Raw genomic sequence first — 22,841 nt, 5'->3', positions numbered from 1 at the left:
AAATTATTGAAAAGTTATAAATTCTCCCTATTTACCATTTAGGTTTTATGTCATATAAATTCCTTTATTACTAATTTACTAATTTCAAGGTGAGGATGGAGGATTTTTCTCGAGAGTTGTAAGTATAAATAATATTGACTGTTGACAAATGTACGTACAAAAAATATAATATGGTTGTTAATAAATTTAAGCGCCTCCTTTTATTGAAAGCGCTGCCAGAAGGGGGATTAACGTGCAAACGAATCGATTAAAAATTAAACAAGCGATTAACGACGGAGAAACTTCACTTGGAATCGAATTTGGATCCACACGTATTAAAGCGGTGTTGATTGATAATCGTTATGAAACAATCGCATCTGGAAGTTATGAGTGGGAGAACCTCTTGGAAGATGGAATTTGGACGTACAACTTAGTGGATATTATCACTGGTCTGCAAACAGCTTATAGTGAAATGAAGCAAGAAGTTGAACGGAATTACGGAATTACAATTCGAAAAATAGGTTCTATTGGATTTTCTGCAATGATGCATGGGTATATGGCTTTTGACACTACAGGGGAGCTACTTGTTCCGTTTCGAACTTGGCGTAACTCAACAACTGGTGTTGCAGCAAAAGAATTAACTAATCAATTTCAATTTAATATCCCTGAACGATGGAGTATTGCTCACCTTTATCAAGCAATATTAAATGAAGAGAAACATTTGCCTCGCATTGATTGTATTACGACTTTGGCTGGATACATTCACTGGTTATTGACTGGTAATAAAGCAATTGGCATTGGAGATGCTTCAGGCATGTTCCCAATTGATGAATCAACGCAAGATTACAATGAATCAATGGTCAAGCAGTTTGACGATTTAATTGAGACAAAAGGTTATCCTTGGAAGCTAAAAGAGATTCTTCCTAAAGTCTACATTTCAGGCGAGCAAGCGGGTGAATTAACCGAAATTGGAGCGAAAATCCTGGATAGATCAAGAAATTTACAACCAGGCACCCCAATTTGCCCACCAGAAGGCGATGCTGGAACTGGAATGGTTGCTACGAATAGTGTGAGGAAACGTACCGGAAACGTCTCAGTAGGAACTTCCGTTTTTGCCATGATTGTACTAGAGAAAGAACTTTCAAAAGTATATCCAGAAATTGATTTGGTAACTACACCAAACGGAAGTCCAGTTGGAATGGTTCACGCGAATAACTGTTCAAGTGATCTCAATGCTTGGCTGGGATTGTTCCGTGAATTTTCTGAGGCAATGGGACAAAAAATTGATACAAATAAATTATTTGAAGTAATGTTGAATAAGGCTTTGGAAGCGGATCCAGATGGTGGCGGTTTGCTTAGCTACGGTTATTTCTCAGGTGAAAATATCACAGGATTAGAAAAAGGGCGACCATTATTTGTTCGCTCGCCTGAGAGTCATTTCAATTTAGCAAACTTCATGAGGACTCACCTTTTTACTGCTTTCGGTGCTTTGAAAATCGGAATGGGTATTTTGACAAAGGAAGAAAATGTTGCAATTGATCGTATTTTGGCTCACGGTGGTTTATTTAAAACCCCTCTTGTTGGACAAAAAATTGTTGCCGCTGCAATGAATACTCCAGTATCAATTATGTCAACAGCAGGAGAAGGCGGCGCGTGGGGAATGGCGATTCTTGCATCTTACATGATGAATAAAGATCAAAAAGAAAGTTTAGAAGACTTCCTCGACAAAAAAGTATTCGAAGAGGTTGATGGGCAAGAAATTTATCCTGATCAAGTAGATGTTAAAGGATTTGAAGCATTTATTGAAAGATACAGGAAGGGTTTAGTGATTGAGCAGGCCGCTGTAGACAATTTGATGTTATGAGTGGAAAACTGGAGGGATTGATGTGTTAGAACAACTGAAAGAAGAGGTATTTCAAGCAAATTTGGACTTGCCTAAATATGGACTCGTGAAATATACATGGGGAAATGCAAGTGCCATTGATCGTGAAAGTGGTTTATTTGTTATTAAACCTAGTGGTGTTGATTACGAAACGATGAAAGCCAGTGATATGGTTGTTGTTGATTTAGATGGCAATATTGTTGAAGGAGAGTTGAGGCCTTCATCAGATACAGCGACTCACGCAGTACTTTATAAGTATTACCAAGAAATCGGCGGCATTGTGCATACTCATTCAACTTGGTCGACAATCTGGGCTCAAGCAGGTCTTGATGTTCCAGCGATGGGGACCACTCATGCAGACACATTTTACGGATCCGTCCCATGTGCCCGCTACCTAACACAAGAGGAGATTGATCGTGGGTACGAAGTGGAGACTGGGAAGTTAATCATCGAAACTTTTGAAGAGCGTGGGTTAGACATTTTAGCCGTTCCTGGTGTCTTACTTCATGGTCATGGTCCGTTTACTTGGGGCAAAGATGCAAAATCCGCCGTAATGAATAGTGTGGTATTGGATGAAGTTTCGAAAATGAATTTATTTACACGGGAATTAAATCATTTTGCAAAAGAATTACCACAAAATATATTGGATAAACACTATTTACGAAAACATGGAAAATATGCTTATTACGGTCAAAAGTAAGATTAACTCTATCAAATTATCAAACCATTAGAATTAAGAAAAGAGGATTATTATGTTAACAACAGAAAAAAAGGAATTTTGGTTTGTCGTAGGATCACAACAACTATATGGGGAAGAAGCGTTAGCGGAGGTCAAGGCGCATGCACAAACGTTAACCGATGCATTAAATGAAAGCGGTATTTTACCTTATCCACTTGTATTGCAAGATTTAGCTGTTAGTGCAGATAAAATCACAAGCATCATGAAAGAAGTCAACTATCGTAACGAAGTTGCCGGTGTCATCACTTGGATGCATACTTTCTCACCTGCAAAAATGTGGATTCGTGGAACAAAATTATTACAAAAACCATTGCTTCATTTAGCTACACAATTCAATGAAAGTATTCCTTGGGCAACGATTGATATGGACTTTATGAACCTAAACCAATCCGCTCATGGTGACCGTGAATATGGTTTTATCAATGCCCGTTTGAAAAAACAAAATAAAGTTGTTGTAGGTTATTGGGAACGCCCTGAAGTGCGACAGCAAATTGCACAATGGATGGACGTAGCGGTTGCTTATAACGAAAGCTTCAACATTAAGGTCGCTCGCTTTGGAGACAACATGCGTAACGTTGGAGTAACCGAAGGGGATAAGGTTGAAGCGCAAATCCTATTTGGGTGGACAGTTGACTATTTTGGAATCGGAGACCTTGTTCAATATGTAAATGCGGTTACTGATGAAGAAATTGATGCTTTATTTGCGGAATACGAAGGCCTTTATGAATTTGATTATGGTACCTACAGTAGGGAAGATTGGGAGAAAAGCGTAAAGGTACAGGTAAGCTATGAAATTGCGATTAAACGTTTCCTTGATGATGGTGGTTACACGGCCTTCACAACGAACTTCGAAGATTTATATGGGATTAAACAACTTCCTGGTCTTGCCGTCCAACGTTTGATGGCACAAGGATATGGCTTTGCGGGTGAAGGAGATTGGAAGACGGCAGCACTTGATCGCTTACTGAAAGTGATGAGCCATAACCAATCAACTGGCTTTATGGAAGATTACACATATGAATTAGCTGCTGGACAAGAATCAATCCTTCAATCACATATGCTTGAAGTCGACCCATCTTTAGCAAGTAACAAACCAAAAATTGTCGTATTTCCATTAGGTATAGGTGATCGTGAAGATCCAGCACGTTTAGTATTCGACGGCAAAGCAGGAGACGGTGTCGTTGTTTCCATGGCTGACTTTGGTACAAACTATAAACTTTTGATTAATGAAGTTTCTGCATTTGAGCCAACTGTTCCAGCACCAAACCTTCCAGTGGCCCGGGTACTTTGGGAAGTGAAGCCAAACTTCCAAGATGGAGTGAAAGCTTGGCTTGAGAATGGTGGCGGTCACCATACAGTTGTTTCATTGAATTTAACAACAGACCAAATCATAACGTATGCAAAACTTGTTGGCTTGGAATACGTAGTTATCAAGTAATGTCTCTCCCCTCCAAGGAGGCTCTGCTTCCTAGGAGGGAAAAAATAGGTACTCCAGAAGTTGAAGGAATGAAAATAGTAACCATTAGTATGATCCCTTTATTCTTAAGCGTGTTCGTGGTTTTCAGGAAAAAGATGAAAGCGTTTTAATAGCACAATAACGACACAGAATTCATCCTAAAAATAATTTTTAGGATGAATAAACTAGCATGTTTTTGTGGTTTGAAAACACTATTATTATTTTCTTAAAAAGCAATCAATATTTTTAGTAGTGGGATTTTTTAAAAATATAATTTTAAAACCTGAGGAGGGAATTTTAATGGTTAATGAAAAGAAAATCTCAAGTGGATTCATTTATTTTTTTGGGGCTTTTGGAGGCATTCTCTTCGGTTATGATATCGGCGTTATGACGGGTGCTTTGCCTTTTCTGCAACATGATTGGAACCTTCAAAACAACCCTGGTGCTATTGGCTGGATTACCTCTTCGTTGATGTTTGGAGCTATTTTTGGAGGTGCCATGGCCGGACAACTTTCTGATCGTTTAGGACGGCGCAAAATGATTTTAATATCTTCTATCATTTTTGCTGTTGGATCCATTTTGGCAGGAATATCCCCTCATAATGGGATCCTCTTTATGATTGTTGCTCGGATTTTATTAGGGGTGGCTGTTGGTGCTGCTTCTGCGTTGGTCCCAGCCTATATGTCGGAAATGGCGCCTGCACGTTTACGTGGACGTCTGTCAGGAATTAATCAAACAATGATTGTCTCTGGAATGTTGCTTTCGTACATTGTCGCTTATTTATTGAAAGACTTACCAGGAACAATGGCATGGCGGTTGATGCTTAGTTTGGCTGCCGTACCTGCTTTGATCTTATTTATTGGAGTGTCAAGGTTACCCGAATCACCACGTTTTTTAATTAAGAACAATAAAATTGATGAAGCTCGTAAGGTGTTGGGCTATATTCGCTCTAAAAAAGAACAAATTGATTCTGAAATAACACAAATTCAAGAAACTGTTAAAGAGGAAGCAAAGGTAAATCAAAAAGCATCATGGGGTACACTTTTAAGTAATAAATACCGTTATTTAGTAATTGCTGGTGTGGGTGTTGCTGCGTTTCAACAATTCCAGGGCGCAAACGCAATTTTTTATTATATTCCTATGATTGTGGAAAAAGCAACAGGGCATGAAGCCAGCTCAGTATTGATGTGGCCAATTATTCAAGGGGTTATTCTCGTACTAGGTTCATTAATATTCCTTATGATTGCTGATAAATTTAATCGCCGTACTTTATTAACAATAGGCGGAACTATTATGGGGCTATCCTTTATTTTGCCGGCAATATTGAATTTATTAATTCCTAATGCAAATCCGATGATGATGGTTGTTTTTTTAAGTATCTATGTAGCACTTTATTCATTCACGTGGGCTCCTTTAACTTGGGTTATAGTTGGAGAAATTTTCCCGCTGGTAATTCGCGGACGTGCGTCAGGATTAGCTTCATCATTTAACTGGATTGGTTCTTTCTTGGTTGGATTGCTATTTCCAATCATGACCGCTTCGATGTCTCAAGAAGCTGTTTTTGCAATCTTTGGTGCTATTTGTTTACTTGGTGTTTTATTTATCCGGACATGCGTTCCTGAAACTCGAGGTCATACTTTGGAGGAAATTGAAAAAATTGGAGAAAGTAGACAAGCAAAGGGAAAAAGTGCTTAAATTGGACCTATGAGATTTGGAGCAGAATTCAAAGAAGCTATACGCAAATCGGAGAGTTAAGCATGCATTTTAAATCAGGGGGTCATAAGGGAAAATACTTCTGTAATTATGTTCTACACATACACATCATGAACATGTTGATTTACTCATATGATTCCCTTTCTTAAGACCGAAGTTGCAACTTCGGGCTTTTCAACTATTAAAAATGTTTTGCTGAACTTTTTTTGCAATTCATGGTGTTTTAGCTTTTATTTATATGAAGGAATTTAATAGGGAAGGATCCGAAAAAAATGAAAGCATCACAAAGCTCGTTTGGAAATGAAGTCTTTCTGTTTACTATAGAAAATGATCATGGAGTAAGAATAGAAGTTACAAACTTTGGTGCAAGAATCGTCAATCTGTTCGTCCTAACGGAAACGGGTCGTAATAATATCGTATTGGGATTTGACTCGATTGAGGATTACAAAAAAGAAACATATTATGGAGCAACAATAGGAAGAGTCGCTGGAAGAATAAAAAATGGCGAATTTTCAATTGGTGAATCACGTTACCAAACATCTGTAAATCAATTAGGGAATACATTACACGGTGGCAACCCTGGATTCGATGAAAAAATCTGGGAATATGAAGTGAAGGAGACGGATGAAAGTGCATCGATCATCTTTTCAACCCACTCACCTGATGGCGAGAATGGTTTTCCGGGGAATTTGAAAGTAAGTGTGACATATACATTAGACAACTTAAATATTTTGTCAGTTAGCTATCAAGCAAATAGTGATAAAGACACAATTTTTAATCCGACCAATCACGTCTATTTTAACTTAACAGGGCATCCCAGCAATCCAATCGATGATCATTTCTTACAAATCTTTTCTGAAGAATTTGCACCAGTAAATGAAGATACCACGGTAACTGGGGAAAAGCGAAGCACAATTGGCACGCCTTATGATTTTCGAATCCCAAAGAAATTAAAATCAACCTTTGAAGCCATTGACGCAGAAGTTCAAAAGGTTCAAGGAATCGACCATCCATTCTTCCTTACGTGCTCAGGACTTGATCAAACTGCAACCAAATTAATTAGTCCTGACCAGAAAATAACAGTAGAGGTATATACAGAAGAGCCTGCGGTTGTCATTTACACTGCAAACTTTGTGAAAGGTGTGCCACTTATGCACGGAGAAAAATTAATTCAACACGGCGGAATAACGTTTGAAACCCAAGCTGCTCCAGGAGCGATTGAGTTTGAAGATTTTGGAGATATTCTTCTTTTAGCAGGCGAAAATTATACTTCCCAAACAAAATACAAAATTGAGGTCAGGACCCCACTCAGCTGAAGTTTCCAGTTAGTGTGGTAAAGTATTGAATAGGTGGATTTGGTTTCGATAATTTCACATAGATTCGGCTGCTAGTTAGGATCAGCATCCGGTGCCTGTCAGAGCGATCGAGCATAGGTTTTGACATATATCGGGTGGGATTCCCGCCGAATAAGAGTTAGCCACTCACTCGAACTGAGTTTTGGAGGATAGAGGACAACTTATATCTTTAAGCGTAAACAGTTAGATAGTGGGTCGTAAACAACGGTTAAAGGTAAGTCCCCATTAAAAAGCGCATATTAAATACGGTAGCACCTCCTGGTACGATACTTGTATCAATCAAAGGAGGTGCTTTTCCTATGCCGCAACAAAAATTAACGATTGTCCCCGTTACATTACATGCCGAAAATAAAAAATCTTTACGATCTACTTGATCCTTAACTGGCATTTGCAAAATCAAAACGGCAAACGCTGAAATATCCTTCTATGGCGGTGTAGATGAGCGCGCTATTCAAAACATTATGAGGGAGTTGAAACATCTGTGAAATACGGTTATACAATGTTCAACAAAAAGTGTGGAATACGTTTTAAAAATGATAAGCCCTTATTTACTAAAAATTCTATTGGGCTGGAGTCCTTGCCCAATAGAAAACAAACATATGAAGGAATTTAATAACCCGATCCGGCAACTTCAGCTAAAAGATCAATTAGATGAAGGGCAAGCATTGATTGGATGAGTTCTTCACGTTCAATACCAAATTTCATCTGTAATAGGCAGCCAGGATTTGTTGTCATAATAACTGCGCCTCTGTGGCTTTCGTGTGCTTTATTTTTCATCAAGAATCTACATGGATTCATCAAAAAAATCAATCTTTTTTAAAGTCCATACCATCATTAATTAAGTTAGTAGCTTCCTTAGTTGACATCTCCTTTTGGTACAAACTTTCTACCACGATTCGTTGTTACGTTGTCATCTTTGTTCCCTATTCTGTCCATGGTGAATGCAAAATACAATCACAGAAATTTTTATTTTTATATTCCGGTCTAAAGTATTCAATAATATCTTCCTTCATATTGCCAAAAGTAGTTTCTGGCTTATGCTTAAAGCCCTCATAAAACGCTGGAATAATGTCCTTCTTGAAATTGTTACGTGGGAAGGCTTTTATAATTTCTTCACGCAAGTCGTCAGGGAATTGTTCAAAGCCATCTCCCATCACATCTAAACCAACACCTGAAAAGAGTAGTGCCACTTCAGACTCTTTATGTTCTGCAACGCCAGGTGTCGTATGTAACGCAATAGCATCCCATACAAGACGAATCAACTCATCTGGAATTTGATACTGTTGTAAAAAGCTTCTCGCTGCATTTGCACCGTCTACTTCAAATCGTAAATCTGGACTACTGAATTTTTTTGTTAAGCCTAAATCATGAAATAATGCACTAACATATAGCAGCTCTAAATCATAATTATGCTTCATTTTTTTTCCGTTGACTGCACCAAATAAAAACACACGATTTGAATGATTCCACAACAAGTCGTCCCCATGCTCGCGTAAAAGATCTGCTGCTTCTCTAGCCAATCGAGAATCTGGAATTTTAATACCTGCTACTTCTTGAAACATAATTGAAAATCCCCTTTACAATTTGATAGTTCTCATCCTCATGAACTTGTATTCATTGTAAAGAGGAATTTATCATTTATCTATTCATTCATTTCTATGATAATAATAGATAAAAACTATAATATAGAACTTTTCAAAGAAGCTATCTCATCTTTTTCTGTATGAAAACGCAGCCTTTCGATTTCACATAATAATAACTTAATATACTTACGTGCTGCATAATTGATAAAACAATTCTTTTTCATTACGAGATAAACAGATCTAGTCAAAGATGGTTTTTCAATACGTTGGAAAAATAAATCCTCTGTATCATAAAATTCATATAATGTACGCGAAACAAAACTGCGGCCAACCCCATTTCGAACGAGCTTCAAGATAGATTCAATGCTAGACGTTTCGACAATAGGTTCTAACTGCCTGCCCACTTCAAGACTCGTTTTATCAAGTATTTTTCTGCATTGATGGTTATTTGGAAATAAAATAAGAGAACTGTCTAAAACATCGGAAAATGAAACCTTCTGCTCTCCATTACTTTGATTACTAATCAGGTAAAATTCTTCATCATACAACTTCGTCACCAGCAACATATCATAGCGATTGAATTCAAAACCAATACCAAAATCAGCTTGATTCTCTAAAACAGCCTTTTCCACTTGATCCGTACTTTGAACAAACACTTTTATGTTTGGATACAATTGGTTAAATTTAATACACAAAGTGGATACCAAATCAGTTATTTCTCCTGGTAACACAGCAATTTTCAATTCCCCGACTTCTACTTTTGTAAGTGCTTTAATTTGAGAAGATATACTTTGTAAGGAATTTTGAATCTTCAATGCTTCTTGTTGTACGATTTCTCCCACCTTAGTAAGTTCAATCCTCTTACCAATACGGTTAAAAAGTGCATAGCCTACATCTTGTTCAAGCATTTTAATTTGATGGCTTAAAGTTGGTTGCGAAATTCCTAATTTTTCAGCTGCTTTTGTAAAATGTAGTTCTTTACTGACCATTAAAAAATATTCTAAATGTCTTAATTCGATACTATTTCAATCCTTTCTAATGAAAATAATTATTGGCTATCTGTATGCTTCCAATATAATAATTTAGTTATTAAGTTACTTTATTTGAAGGAATTATTCCATAATTTGGCCTGAAAGCTGGATTAAATTAAAAAACACTATTAGCTATCTGGTATTTTGGTTCATAAATAAGTTCCTAATTTTATAGAATATTATTTGTTACAAAGCTCTCCCTTTTCTGAACACACTTTTGAAAGGGAAAATAAGTGCAAAATAACTACTAAATTGAAAGCCTTAAAAGATAGCTCGGTTCTTAAACTATTGCACCCGTTTGTCATATAAGATTTGCCGGATATTCTGGTTGACTTTTTTTATAGGGTCATATTATAACGGTATTCGGGGTAGAACGTTGTACCCGTAGGACTTAATCCCGTCAGCTAAACTGTTCATCCCCTCCTTGTATAAACATGTTTCAGGCTAGTTGGGACAACGATCCCGTTTAACAAGCGGACCTATGACATTACAATGAGCCATAAGGAGATACCGGCTAATTTAATATTTTAGGCGAAGATAAAGTATAAATTAAGTCATTGGTCTGGATGTTTCAAAAGGGGAAAGTCAGGTCCAAGCATTTTGAGATAAAGGAAAACCATATCGTAAGAGCTTTAGTATCAAACACTCTGAAGGTTAAGGTAGTTTATTAGAGTTCTTTCATGAAGTAGAGAGGTCAGCTGGTGGTCATCAACCTTCGGTTTCATTCCTTTCGAAATAATTTTCTTATTATACCTAATAAAAACAAGTCTGATGTCATCAGACTTGTTTTTTAAGTTACTTTACTTGTAAAACTTGTAGTGTATGTGAGTACTTAACAGTGGTTCTTCAATTGGGCATATTTTTGCTCAATTAGCTTGAGGGGAATGTGATGGTACCCCTTCTTATAGATTAATTAAAACGCTTTCAATTTAACGCTATGAAATAATTCCTTTTCTAAATAATTCTCCAATAGCATGTGAACGATTATTTGCGCCGAGCTTTTTAACCGCTGTCTTTACATATTGATTAATCGTTAATTCGCTAATTTTCATATGATCAGACATTTCTTTTGTGCTTTCTCCATATGATATCCTTCTCATTACTTCTAATTCTCTCCGACTTAGGAATTGCATTCCCTCTTCATTATTCCAATTAGCGGTGACTTTTCCAACTAATTTCCCATAAAGGGTAAAAGATGATAGCAGTTGATCATCTATCATTGTACCTTCTTCAAAATCTGAGCTGCATATATAACCGAAGACAAACGAACCAAAGCAAATCGGAACAACTAACAGGGAATTGAAGTTGGATGGAATGGTATATTTGGTGCCCATTTGTTTAAGATATTCAAGCCCTTTGCAAAATTTTGCTTTCTTTTCACTAATAGCTGAAAAAATAATGGGAATAGAACGAATATCATCACGAATTTCACCAATATGTACACCCCCGGTTGAATCGAGGAAAATTACTCCTTCAGCAAGATGACCTAGAGGAGAGTATCTTAGCAAATAAGAATTTTGGACAGGGAAGAGTTCCATGTAAATCTCTAATATTTTAAAAAGCTGCTCCTCGTGACTTGAAATAGAGCCAAGCCCCTGAATAGATTCTTGAATGGTAGAGTAAGAAACCATAAAACCTCCCCTTTTTTAGGGATATTATACTCTAAAAATACGGAATATTCAATCATTTCAAAAAGGTATAGTCTTGGTGTAAGGAGGGGAATTTTTCAAACAAAACAGGTAAGATGTTATTTTCATTTTGATTGAAAATTGGGGAGGTAGGTAAATGATGTCAACAAATCAAGTGAATTACTTGGATGCAGTCGTTCTAGGAGCTGGTTTTTCTGGTTTATATATGCTCCATAGTTTACGAGAGGCGGGCTTCTCTACATGTGTCTATGAAGCCGGGGACGGGGTAGGTGGTGTATGGTATTGGAACCGTTATCCTGGAGCACGTTGTGACATCGAAAGTATTTATTATAACTATTCTTTCTCTAAAGAACTTTACCAAGAGTGGACTTGGACTTCTAGATTTCCTGAACAGCCGGAAATCTTACGTTATCTTAACTTTGTAGCAGATAAATTTGATTTGCGTCGGGACATTCAGTTTAATACACGCATTTCTGCAGTACATTACGATGAGACAAGTAACAGATGGAAGGTTCAAATGAATGATGGTACAAGTGTGACTGCAAAGTATTTCATTTCAGGCGCAGGATGTCTTTCTGCTGCCAATCTACCTAAATTTAATGGCTTAGAAAGTTTTAAGGGACAGTGGTATCATACCGGCAAATGGCCTCAAGAAAAGGTGGATTTTAAAGGAAAGCGGGTTGGGGTAATTGGCACGGGTTCAAGTGGTGTACAGGCAATCCCTGTTATTGCAAAAGAAGCGGATCACCTAACTGTTTTTCAGAGAACCCCACAATATACAATACCAGCCAGAAACCACCCTTATGCTCCAGAGTTTATTAATCAAACGAAAGAAAACTTCAATGAGATTAAAAGACAGATGCGCGAATCCCCAACGGGTAATGGAATCCAAATTCGTACCATCTCAGCTCTCTCGGATCCACCGGAAAAACGTCATCAGGTATATGAAAAGGCTTGGGAAGAAGGGGGTTATGCTTTAACATCCGCTTATAACGATCTTTTTATTAATGAGGAGGCGAATCATACCGCTGCTGATTTTATAAGGTCGAAAATAAAAGAAATCGTCCGTAACCCTGAAATCGCTGAAAAGCTGCTTCCAAATTATTATTTTGGCACGAAACGTCCAATCTTGGACACCGATTATTATGAAACCTATAATAGGGAAAACGTCACGTTAGTTGACGTCAAGAAGGCGCCAATCGTAGAGATTACCCCAAAAGGGCTTCGAACAAAGGAAAAGGAGTATGAACTCGACATCCTTATTTTTGCTACCGGTTATGACGGGCTGACAGGACCATTATTTAAAATTGATATACGTGGCAAAGATGGAGTGTCACTTAAGGAAAAATGGAAAGAAGGTTCTATGGTAAGAACTTATCTCGGTCTTGCAACTGCCGGTTTCCCTAACTTCTTTATGATTACGGGGCCTGAGAGTCCGTCCGTATTAGTAAATATGCCAACAGCGATTGAGCAGCATGTTGAATGGATTACCGATTGTTTAGATTACCTGCGTGAACATAATGTGGAAATTTTCGAACCAACGGTAGAGGCAGAAGAAGCTTGGAGCAAGCATTGCCGAGAGGTTGCGGAAATGACTCTTTATGTGAAAACTGATTCTTGGTACACCGGTGCAAATATTGCAGGTAAACCACGGAGTTTCCTCATTTATCTTGGGGGATTTGACACATATAAGCACAAGTGTAATGAAGTTGCTGCTTCGGGGTACAATGGATTTACTTTGTCTATTAAAGATGTTTTATCGGAGAAAGGGAGTATATAAATGTCTTTAAAAAATGGTGTAGCGGTAATTACTGGAGCTGGAAATGGCATAGGCAGGTCTGTAAGTTTGAAATTGGCAGAAAAGGGAATGTGCGTTGTTGTTGTTGATTTAGATGAAAAAGGAGGAGAAGAAACACTTGGTCTCATAAAGGATAGTAGAAGTGAAGGGATTTTTATTCAAGCAGATGTATCGAAATACTCTGATGTAGAAAAATATGTTTCCACTGTAAAGGATCTGTATGGAAGAATAGATGTGTTTTTTAATAATGCTGGCGTTCTAAGTAAACCAACCCTATTAGCCGATTATAGCGAGGAAATGTTTGATCGAGTGATAGCAGTGAATTTAAAAGGTGCTTTTCTAGGACTTAAACATGTATTAAAGGTCATGGAGGAGCAACAATCTGGGGTGATCATCAATACAGCTTCGACAGCAGGCGTCCAAAGCACAGCTTATTTAGGCGGATACTCCGCGTCCAAGCATGGGGTAGTAGGTCTAACGAAAACGGCCGCAGTAGAATATGGATCAAAAGGGATAAGGATAAATGCTATTTGTCCAGGCGGTGTCGAAACAAATATGACGAAACATATGGATATAAATAACCCTGAGCAGAATGGTCCACTTAGAAGACCTGCTTCACCTGAGGAAATAGCTAATGTTGTTTGCTTTTTGGCATCAGAAGAAGCTAGTTATATGAATGGTTCTATTATTACAATCGATGGTGGATTAACAGCATAATTTTTTTGGAGAAGTAAATAGTTTAATGAATTGTAATCGTATACATTGCATTTCTCTGAATAAGCTCAAATAGAAAAAATATTGATTTAGGGGGTATGGATATATGAAAAATAGAATTGATCCTGAATTAAGAGAGGCACTTGAATTATTTCCGCCGCTTGATTTGGACAATCTTAAGGTAACAAGACAGGGGATGGCGCTTATCTCGCAATCTATTGAAATCCCCATTGATGAGTCTGTTTCAATTTCTAACAGAATGGTGCCGGGTCCACGGGATCAACCTGACGTTAGGATACGAATATATGAACCGAATAAAAAAAATGGTGTTTTACCTGGCCTATTATGGATTCATGGGGGCGGTTATGTTCTTGGTATTCCTGAAGGGGATGATGTTTTGTGCCAACGGTTTGTGACAGAAGCGAATTGTATAGTAGTTTCCGTAGATTATCGTCTTGCTCCAGAACATCCTTACCCAGCAGGATTAGAAGATTGTTATGCAGTACTGAAATGGTTTTCTGAACATGCATCTGAATTAGGGGTTGATGCTTCTAGGATTGGAGTAGCGGGGGCAAGTGCTGGGGGCGGATTAACTGCAGGACTTACTTTACTTGCAAGAGATCGAAAAGGTCCCGAATTATGTTTCCAAATGCCATTATATCCAATGATAGATGATCGTAATAATTCACCATCTAGTATAGAAATAACAGGTAATATGGTGTGGAATTATGATTTGAATCAAAAAGGTTGGACTATGTACTTAAATGGTGAAAATGGTACAGATCATGTATCCGAGTATGCAGCCCCAGCGCGAGCAACTGATTTATCAGGTCTGCCTTACACCTATACATGTGTAGGACAATTAGATCCATTTCGTGATGAAACACTCGATTACGTAACCCGCCTTTGTCGGGCTGGTGTTGATGTTGAATTCCATCTGTATCCTGGTTGTTATCACGGATTTGAAGGTGTTGTGCCAACCGCTGCAGTAAGTCAAAGGGCACTGACCGAATATATTGGTGCGGTTAAATATGTACTAAATCGTCATTCTCTTGTAAAAAAAGGTTAAAGGTTAATTGTTCTCGAGGAAGCTTCAAGTTGGGGATTTTTGCATATCTCCCGAAAAGGTTTATTAAGAAATCCCTCCTGAATCTTTTACATCTCAGGAGGGATTTTCAATTACTTGAATGCGACCTGGTCTACCGAATCGAATATGTTTTGACAATATACTCTTCTGGTATTTTCTGTAAAAATGGATTGGTAAGTAAAGTATTTTTTGTTTAATTTTAAATAATGAAAGGGTGTTTATATATGGGCCGATTAAGCGGAAAAGTGGCGATCATTACTGGAGCTGCGATGGGAATGGGTGCTTCCGAAGGAAAACTATTTGCAAAAGAAGGAGCAAAAGTGATTGCTACAGATGTTCGAATAGAACCCTTGAATCAAGTCGTAAAGGAAATTAAAGAAAATGGAGGCGAAGCTGTCGCGATTAAACATAATGTTACATCTGAAGAGGAATGGAAATCTGTCATTGAGGAAGCAGTAAAATTATACGGAAAAGTCGATGTCCTTGTTAATAATGCAGGCGTTTCATCACCAAAAACAATTGCAAACATGGAAATGGATGAATGGAATAAAATTTTGGATATTGACTTAAATGGCTGCGTAATCGGAATGAAATATATTATCCCTGAAATGAAAAAAGCAGGCGGCGGTTCAATCATCAATATTTCTTCAATCGGCGGCCTTGTCGGTATGGCTGGTACAAGCCCATATACAGCAGCAAAAGGCGCACTTCGTGTCTTATCAAAATCAGCCGCTGTTGAATATGGAAAAGATAAAATTCGCGTCAATTCATTACACCCAGGAATCGTTGTCACACCGATGACAGAACCAACGATGAAAGACGCGCTCCCTTACTATAAAACATATACACAACTTCCATACTTCGGTGAACCAGAAGATATTGCCTATGGTGCGCTTTTCCTAGCCTCTGATGAATCTCGCTTTATGACAGGATCTGAATTGGTTATTGACGGCGGCTGGACGGCTCTTTAATCTCTATTGAGTGGTTACGGTACTATTTCAGGAAATCACACGTTAAGACACATAGTTTATTAATTTTCACAAATGAAAATATTGTAGTTTTGAAAAAAGTTGCACCGTTTTTCAAGTATCAAGACCTAAATCGTTAAAAGTCATAAAACTTAGATTTTTAAAGGACTTTATATTTTTTAGTGTAGTGAAGTATCTTACATCAAAAATTAAACAACTATATTTTTAACCCCGTCCTAAATTTGTGAAATTACAAATGTTTCTAGGGCTTCATTATATAGAAAGCTGACGGAAGGGAAACAATAATCGTTCCTTATTCCATTAAAGGGCCATTTAATGGAGTACAGGGCAGGAATATTTTGTGGGGAAGTCGAAGTTGTTTTATCGAATAGCAACTACGGTATCGAATTTTTAGAAACTATTTGAACATGATGGCATTCACCAAATAAGGTTCACGAATATTCCAATAGTAGAGGGTTTACGAAGTGTTGTTCTTAACAAATACCCGAAAACCCAATTTCACATTTTCCCATACTGTGACTTTTCTTTGTTGTCATGAACTGTGACAAGGTGTTTTTTGTTAGGAAGGAATTGTAACTTTTTAATAGAATAATTATGAAGATGATCAGATAATAAATTTTTACACATAAGGAGATAAAACTATGGAAAAAAACAAATTACTAAGAATGGACAATGTCGGCATCGTTGTAGAATCCCTTGATGACGCAATCTCTTTCTTCGAGGAGATTGGCCTGAACCTCGAAGGGCGAGCCACTGTCGAAGGTGAATGGGCTGGTCGCGTAACCGGATTGGGTTCTCAGTGCGTAGAGATTGCTATGATGGTTACCCCAGATGGCCACAGCCGACTTGAACTTTCGCGATTTCTCACCCCACCTACTATATCAGATCACCGGACTGCTCCTGTAAATGCCCTCGGTTATCTACGCGTCATGTTCACCGTTGAAGACATTGACGAAATGGTATCCAGACTCACTAAGTATGGTGCTCAGCTCGTTGGCGAAGTGGTTCAGTACGAGGACTCGTATCGGCTCTGCTACATTCGTGGAACCGAAGGACTTCTAATCGGTTTGGCGGAACAACTCGGTAACAAATAAGTAAGTGACGTTTTATAAAAAGCCTTTACTGAAATATACATTACTGAAGTAAAAATTGAAACAGAAAAGCAGTGTGAAAGTATCTCGAAGAAGTCGGGTACGTCATATAACACAGCATTCACGCTGCGGGACTCTCCGAGCCCCTTGGTCGCCAGGAGAAGAAACAGGGAAGCCAGATTCAGGCGACAACCCTGCGAGCCTAAGAACTTCGTTCTAAGTCTCGCAGGGTTCGTGAATGCGAAAACGTTATATGCCAATCCGTCTCGATTTGAAGAAAATTCTTATTCAATAAAAGGGCGCTTTTACGGAGCAACGAAAAAAGCCTAATTTCTCAAATATAAATGTTGAGAAATTGGGCTTTTTAATATGGTAATTTCCTTAACGTTGTAAATCCGCATTTTCCTGACGCTACCCCGACTTGAAATAAAAAATTTGATATATAGAAACTTCACCGTTCAAAATTATTTGAACGGTGTTTGTGAGCTATAAAATCTTATAACTACTACATTATCTTTGTTTATATGTAAATAAAGAATAGACAGTTGTCTCATCACTCTTCCAGTATTAGAAAAAGATAATTGCTTCAAAATCAGGCTTACCATGTAGATCAGTCACGATTATTTCACCATCAAGTATTGTCCCATCCGAATATCCATATGTGAAATTCAGGAAATTTTATTGTGACCTCACTATTGTGAAACCGGGATTGGCAGGAATACATGGAGCCGGCGTATACCGGAAACAAACGAAGAATTAAACAAGCCAATCCCGAGGACTATTGGATTAACAGAAAGTGATGATGTATACTTTCCAAAAATCGAACACATCTTTGAAGTGTACAGAAATGAACCATAGTCCATAGTCTTAATACTTTTCGGGAACGTTAGGTATATTTTAGATATTTTGTATTTAATGCACACTTTATGTATAAATTTGTAATGATAATGTAAAATTAGGTAAATATGTGTGTCACTTAAAGATGATAGAATTATAAAAAAAGAGATTTTATCGGGGGAGAAAATGAAAAAAATTATAGCATCTTTTGTAGTGTCTGGATTGTTACTATCAAATCCGTTGGTTAGTAATGCTGCATTGGGCGATCGTACATTAAAAAGTGGAATGACTCATACAGAAGTAAAACAATTACAAGAGGTTCTAAAGAAAAAAGAATATTTTAAGAGTTATAATACAACTACATATTTTGGGACCGTTACTAAAAGTGCAGTCGTAAAGTTCCAAAAAAGTAAAGGCTTAAAAGCTGATGGTATTGTAGGTCCGAATACATATAAAGCTTTGGGGGTAAAAAAGCAGACATCCAACGTAGCTAATTTAAGCAATAAATCTTCTGCGATAGTGAATGAAGCAAAAAAACATTTGAATGTACGGTATGTATGGGGTGGAACTACACCAAAAGGTTTTGATTGCAGCGGATTCCTAAAATACGCTTTCGATAAAGGGGCAAATGTCACTTTACCAAGAACGGTATCGGAAATCTATAAAAAGGGGACAAAGGTGTCCAAACCACAAGTTGGAGATTTGGTCTTTTATGAAACCTATAAACCTGGTGCCTCACATGCTGGTATTTATATAGGTGGTAATAAATTCATACACAGCTCCTCATCAAATGGTGTAAGCATTTCCTCTATGGATAATAGTTATTGGAAGAAAAGATATTTAGGAGCAAAAAGAATGTAATAGAGAAAGTTGTCAGTTCTTTTTTTAGAGACTGGATATGTAATGGATTTAATGTCAACATTTCAGGAGTCATTAAAGGCATCTTCAGGAACTGATGTCAAAGACTTGCTTGAAAATTTCTCAGGAAAGCGAAATTCACCATTTTCCACCATCAACCAGGAGAATATCGAAGCGAACATGAATATGGCAGCAGGCAGGGAAGAGTAACAGTGAAGAATAAAATGAAGAAAGGTAAGAGCACTTATTTGCTCTTACCTTTTTTTGAATAGTACTCGTTTAAAAAAAGGCCGGATTAATTCACCGGGCCTTTTATACTTAACAAATATGTTCGTCATACTCGGTTTTTAAGTAATTTATCATCTTTTGTTTTTGTTGGGAATAATGAAAACAATTAAAGTAAAAGGAAAAGTCGTCAAAAAAGAGAGGATTTTTATCATCGAAGCCATAAGTATTTAAAAAATCCGAGATTATTTTTTCTTGATCCACTAAGTCGAACAATCCGGATACATAAAATTGATAACTGAATTTATCATATAAAAAAAGGTATCCTGTATCATCAAAAATATTTTTCACTGTATGACCATCCAATTTAAACTCACTCCTTCCTTACCAATATACCTTTTTATCGATGAAATTATTCAGTGATCATCTTACGGGGAATATTATTATATTTATTGCAATGTGTTTTTTATACCTTCAATGCATTAATAGTATGAAATAAATGCAAATAGCAAGTATCGGGAACGAAAAAAGCACATCCAATCAGGATGTGCTTTCATAAATGTATTATTTGTACATTTCAGCCACTTGTTTTTGCAATTCGCTATTTTCAAGGTACTCATCATAACTCATTTGCTTATCGACTGTACCTTTTGGTGTAAGTTCAATGATTCGGTTCGCTATAGTTTGGATGAACTGATGATCATGAGAAGAGAAGATCATGGATCCTTTAAAGCTGATCAAACCGTTGTTCAATGCCGTAATCGACTCTAAGTCCAGATGGTTAGTAGGTTCATCAAGCATTAGGACGTTCGAACCGCTTAACATCATTTTGGAAAGCATACAGCGGACTTTTTCGCCCCCTGAAAGTACACTTGCCTTTTTCGTGACTTCATCACCAGAGAATAACATTCTGCCCAAGAAACCGCGCAGGAAACTTTCGCTCTGGTCATTAGGAGAATATTGGCGGAGCCAATCGACAAGAGTTAAATCGACACCTTCAAAGAATTCAGCATTATCCTTAGGGAAGTATGCCTGAGAGGTCGTAACGCCCCATTTGAATGAGCCGCTATCCGGTTCAATTTCACCTGCCAAGATTTTGAACATTGTTGTTTTAGCGATCTCATCTTTACCGACAAATGCAATCTTGTCGCCTTTATTCATCGTGAAGCTAACGTTATCCAATATTTTTACCCCATCGATCGTTTTCGAGATTCCATCTACACGAAGCAGGTCGTTCCCGATTTCACGATCAGGTGTAAAGCCGACATAAGGATAGCGGCGCGAAGATGGCTGTATGTCATCCAAGCTGATTTTGTCCAATAATTTCTTACGGGATGTCGCCTGACTCGATTTGGATGCATTGGCACTGAATCGAGCTATGAAATTTTGAAGCTCTTTGATTTTTTCTTCTTTTTTCTTATTGGCATCTTGAGTCAGTTTAAGGGCAAGCTGGCTTGATTCATACCAGAAGTCATAGTTACCGATATAAACTTTGATTTTACCGAAATCAAGATCCGCGATATGTGTACAAACTTTGTTAAGGAAGTAACGGTCATGGGAAACTACGATAACCGTGTTTTCAAAGTTGATTAAGAATTCTTCCAGCCATTTGATTGCTTTTAAGTCTAAGTGGTTGGTAGGCTCATCCAGTAAAAGAACATCCGGTTTACCGAATAATGCCTGTGCAAGCAATACTTTAACTTTGTCGCCACCGTTCAATTCAGCCATTTTCTTTGTATGCAGGTCTTCTGCAATGCCAAGACCTTTTAAGAGGATTGAAGCTTCAGGTTCAGCTTCCCAGCCGTTTAATTCGGCAAATTCACCTTCAAGTTCGGCCGCTTTCATTCCGTCTTCGTCCGTGAAGTTTTCCTTCATATAGATGGCATCTTTTTCTTGCATGACTTCATATAATCTTTCATGTCCCATAATGACAACTTTAAGGACTTCTTCCTCTTCATAAGCGAAGTGATCTTGTTTTAGAACGGCAAGGCGTTCGCCAGGTCCCATATGGACATCACCGGATTGAGCTTCAATTTCACCGGAAAGGATTTTTAAGAAAGTGGATTTACCCGCACCATTCGCACCTATCAGGCCATAGCAGTTACCAGGCGTGAATTTTATATTAACATCTTCAAACAGTTTACGATCTCCATAACGTAAACCAACATTATTTACTGTAATCATTTATTTACATTCCTCCAAAATACTTTTGTTTCAACGTGTCCAACACTTTGTTTCATTAGTTTTACGCTGATTCACACAAACAGCAGTTTATGTTCAATAATTTTTTTAAATGCCGTTCGTTAAATTGTATCTTATTTCTTAGGAAAATTAAAGGCAGATTAGCAAAAACAAACGTTTATAAGCAAAAATTACACCAGCATTTAATTTTGTTTATAAATTGTCTCCAAAAATGTAAGTAGTATTTCTTGTTGAAGAAAAATATAGGTATAAAGACTTATTACGCAACAACCTTATAATTGGTAATATAGGTAACTGTAACTAACGCAACAGGAGGATTATATATGAGCGATTCAGTAGGCTTTTGGAAACGTTTTTTTGCAGGATTTTTGGATGGCATAATAGTATCTTTACCATTAGCGATAATTTTCGGGTTGATTACCGGAGATTGGGAAAATGAAAACTTTTCAACGTTTTTCAACTTTCTTTACATGATGATTGTCCCGATATTATGGTATGGCTATACATTGGGTAAAAGGATTATGGGAATACGCATAGTAAGGATGGACGGCAAAAAATTAGGCATAGGCACAATGCTATTGAGGTATCTAGTTGCTGCTTTGGTTTATGCCATTACATTAGGGATAGGGTTTATTGTTAGTGCATTCATGGTCGGCATAAGGAAAGATCATAGAGCGATACATGATTTCATTGCAGGTACATACGTGACATCAAATAAACCATGATTAATTGTTAAGCAGTATAATAGCTGTTTCAGACTGTAGACAAACTTGGAAAATCAAGTTTGTCTACAGTTTTTTAAGGGTTTGTAAAAATTCTAACGTTTGATTGGAAAGCGAGTGTGGAGATAGAACTCCTTTTACCTACAGTCTTTTTGGATTAAAATGGGTGATGGTGATAAGGATGCTTAAACATGATACTATTCATCAAGATCAACCTTGGTGCAATTCGAACCATTTCGAAACCTTTTTGTCTACAAACTGAAGCAGTTTAATAGCTGCTTTTTTTTATGCGAAAATACACATTCAAACCGTTATGATTTGTTAAAGAATGCAGGGAATTTTGATGATTACTTTCTTGGCGGGCATATTAAGGGATTTATATTTCACTAGAAACCACGATAGAATATTTATGCATTAAATAAGTGGCAGCTAGGAACCAAAAAGCACTTAACCTATATGGTCAAGTGCTTTGGTTATTCAAAACCTCTTTATTTTGATTAATGATGATTTTATTTCTTAAAATCATTTCCTTATTATTAAGTCCAACATTTAGTTCTTTGGTATTATTCACTTTTTCTAGCAGCGATACTACAGATATTTCTAATAATTCGGAGATAGGCATATTTGTTTTGGATGATAAAATTTCAAGTTCATGGATTAATTTAGGGGATAGCATTGGCTGTCTTTCATTTATTTCCATGACAGTACCCACTTTCTTTAAAAATTATTTAATTGTAATTTAAGTATATAATGTGAGTTTCCAATAAAACATTAAATTAGCGTAATTTATGTTAAGAATTGATGTCAATTGTAGAAGAAAGGTACCTTTAAAAACAGGGCAGCTAACTGAAAAGGAATACGATCAAATAAAGATGACCCAGTATCCCAACTTTTTCAAATAAAAGATTAAGATGAATGATCGAGAGCATGA

Annotated in this window: 19 protein-coding genes and 1 pseudogene; 14 read left to right on the top strand and 6 right to left on the bottom strand. The window is 37.2% G+C overall.

Translation table 11 applies throughout. The annotated features are described in order from the left end of the window. Positions 1-232 precede the first annotated feature (232 nt). The 5 genes from NYE63_RS15755 to NYE63_RS15735 all read left to right on the top strand — a co-directional run bounded on the left by NYE63_RS15755 (position 233) and on the right by NYE63_RS15735 (position 7,085). The gene (locus NYE63_RS15755) at positions 233-1,843 is read left to right on the top strand and encodes an FGGY-family carbohydrate kinase (RefSeq protein ID WP_342601814.1); all 1,611 of its coding nucleotides are present in this window, start codon (positions 233-235) and stop codon (positions 1,841-1,843) included. Between the two features lie 22 nt (positions 1,844-1,865). Then, entirely contained in the window at positions 1,866-2,561 is a 696-nt protein-coding gene (locus tag NYE63_RS15750) for an L-ribulose-5-phosphate 4-epimerase (protein WP_342601813.1), read from the top strand. A gap of 52 nt (positions 2,562-2,613) precedes the next feature. Beyond that, positions 2,614-4,038, top strand: a complete 1,425-nt coding sequence (gene araA / locus NYE63_RS15745) for an L-arabinose isomerase (protein WP_342601812.1) — start codon at positions 2,614-2,616, stop codon at positions 4,036-4,038. 318 nt (positions 4,039-4,356) lie between these two features. Further along, positions 4,357-5,751, top strand: coding sequence for a sugar porter family MFS transporter (locus tag NYE63_RS15740; protein ID WP_342601811.1), 1,395 nt, complete (start codon positions 4,357-4,359; stop codon positions 5,749-5,751). A 290-nt stretch (positions 5,752-6,041) separates the two neighbouring features. After that, positions 6,042-7,085, top strand: a complete 1,044-nt coding sequence (locus tag NYE63_RS15735; protein ID WP_342601810.1) for an aldose epimerase family protein — start codon at positions 6,042-6,044, stop codon at positions 7,083-7,085. A 648-nt stretch (positions 7,086-7,733) separates the two neighbouring features. Here the strand turns inward: NYE63_RS15735 and NYE63_RS15730 are convergent. The 4 genes from NYE63_RS15730 to NYE63_RS15715 all read right to left on the bottom strand — a co-directional run bounded on the left by NYE63_RS15730 (position 7,734) and on the right by NYE63_RS15715 (position 11,369). Further along, entirely contained in the window at positions 7,734-7,859 is a 126-nt protein-coding gene (locus tag NYE63_RS15730; protein ID WP_342601809.1) for a hypothetical protein, read from the bottom strand. Between the two features lie 188 nt (positions 7,860-8,047). Further along, complete coding sequence (locus tag NYE63_RS15725; protein ID WP_342601808.1) at positions 8,048-8,686, bottom strand: HD domain-containing protein; 639 nt, start codon at positions 8,684-8,686, stop codon at positions 8,048-8,050. Between the two features lie 116 nt (positions 8,687-8,802). Further along, on the bottom strand, positions 8,803-9,726 hold the full coding sequence (locus NYE63_RS15720; RefSeq protein ID WP_342605783.1) for a LysR family transcriptional regulator: 924 nt from the start codon (positions 9,724-9,726) through the stop codon (positions 8,803-8,805). A 947-nt stretch (positions 9,727-10,673) separates the two neighbouring features. Next, positions 10,674-11,369 (bottom strand): helix-turn-helix transcriptional regulator, encoded by a 696-nt coding sequence (locus NYE63_RS15715; protein ID WP_342601807.1) that lies wholly within the window; start codon positions 11,367-11,369, stop codon positions 10,674-10,676. 154 nt (positions 11,370-11,523) lie between these two features. Here NYE63_RS15715 and NYE63_RS15710 point away from each other — a divergent pair, with 154 nt between their 5' ends. The 8 genes and pseudogenes from NYE63_RS15710 to NYE63_RS15675 all read left to right on the top strand — a co-directional run. Continuing rightward, positions 11,524-13,167 (top strand): NAD(P)/FAD-dependent oxidoreductase, encoded by a 1,644-nt coding sequence (locus NYE63_RS15710; protein WP_342601806.1) that lies wholly within the window; start codon positions 11,524-11,526, stop codon positions 13,165-13,167. Beyond that, positions 13,168-13,902, top strand: coding sequence for an SDR family NAD(P)-dependent oxidoreductase (locus NYE63_RS15705; protein WP_342601805.1), 735 nt, complete (start codon positions 13,168-13,170; stop codon positions 13,900-13,902). Positions 13,903-14,005: 103 nt separating this feature from the next. Continuing rightward, on the top strand, positions 14,006-14,968 hold the full coding sequence (locus NYE63_RS15700; protein ID WP_342601804.1) for an alpha/beta hydrolase: 963 nt from the start codon (positions 14,006-14,008) through the stop codon (positions 14,966-14,968). A 242-nt stretch (positions 14,969-15,210) separates the two neighbouring features. After that, complete coding sequence (locus tag NYE63_RS15695) at positions 15,211-15,957, top strand: glucose 1-dehydrogenase (RefSeq protein WP_342601803.1); 747 nt, start codon at positions 15,211-15,213, stop codon at positions 15,955-15,957. A 237-nt stretch (positions 15,958-16,194) separates the two neighbouring features. Then, positions 16,195-16,260, top strand: coding sequence for a hypothetical protein (locus NYE63_RS15690; RefSeq protein ID WP_342605782.1), 66 nt, complete (start codon positions 16,195-16,197; stop codon positions 16,258-16,260). Positions 16,261-16,616: 356 nt separating this feature from the next. Further along, the gene (locus tag NYE63_RS15685; protein WP_053474663.1) at positions 16,617-17,069 is read left to right on the top strand and encodes a VOC family protein; all 453 of its coding nucleotides are present in this window, start codon (positions 16,617-16,619) and stop codon (positions 17,067-17,069) included. A gap of 1,020 nt (positions 17,070-18,089) precedes the next feature. After that, the gene (locus tag NYE63_RS15680; RefSeq protein WP_342601802.1) at positions 18,090-18,764 is read left to right on the top strand and encodes an NlpC/P60 family protein; all 675 of its coding nucleotides are present in this window, start codon (positions 18,090-18,092) and stop codon (positions 18,762-18,764) included. A 30-nt stretch (positions 18,765-18,794) separates the two neighbouring features. Next, positions 18,795-18,971: pseudogene (locus NYE63_RS15675) on the top strand (flotillin family protein); the annotation flags it as partial. Between the two features lie 579 nt (positions 18,972-19,550). Here the strand turns inward: NYE63_RS15675 and NYE63_RS15670 are convergent. Beyond that, positions 19,551-21,170, bottom strand: a complete 1,620-nt coding sequence (locus NYE63_RS15670; RefSeq protein ID WP_342601801.1) for an ATP-binding cassette domain-containing protein — start codon at positions 21,168-21,170, stop codon at positions 19,551-19,553. Positions 21,171-21,511: 341 nt separating this feature from the next. Here NYE63_RS15670 and NYE63_RS15665 point away from each other — a divergent pair, with 341 nt between their 5' ends. After that, positions 21,512-21,913, top strand: coding sequence for an RDD family protein (locus NYE63_RS15665; RefSeq protein ID WP_342601800.1), 402 nt, complete (start codon positions 21,512-21,514; stop codon positions 21,911-21,913). A 457-nt stretch (positions 21,914-22,370) separates the two neighbouring features. On the opposite strand, the gene NYE63_RS15660 is transcribed toward NYE63_RS15665, so the two are convergent. Next, on the bottom strand, positions 22,371-22,610 hold the full coding sequence (locus NYE63_RS15660) for a hypothetical protein (RefSeq protein WP_063234466.1): 240 nt from the start codon (positions 22,608-22,610) through the stop codon (positions 22,371-22,373). Positions 22,611-22,841 lie beyond the last annotated feature (231 nt).

The organism is Peribacillus sp. FSL E2-0159, from assembly GCF_038643155.1.
In the GTDB taxonomy this organism is placed as follows: domain Bacteria; phylum Bacillota; class Bacilli; order Bacillales; family DSM-1321; genus Peribacillus; species Peribacillus simplex.
Note: the sequence above shows the minus strand (reverse complement) of the source record. Positions and strands in the feature narration are given on the sequence as shown.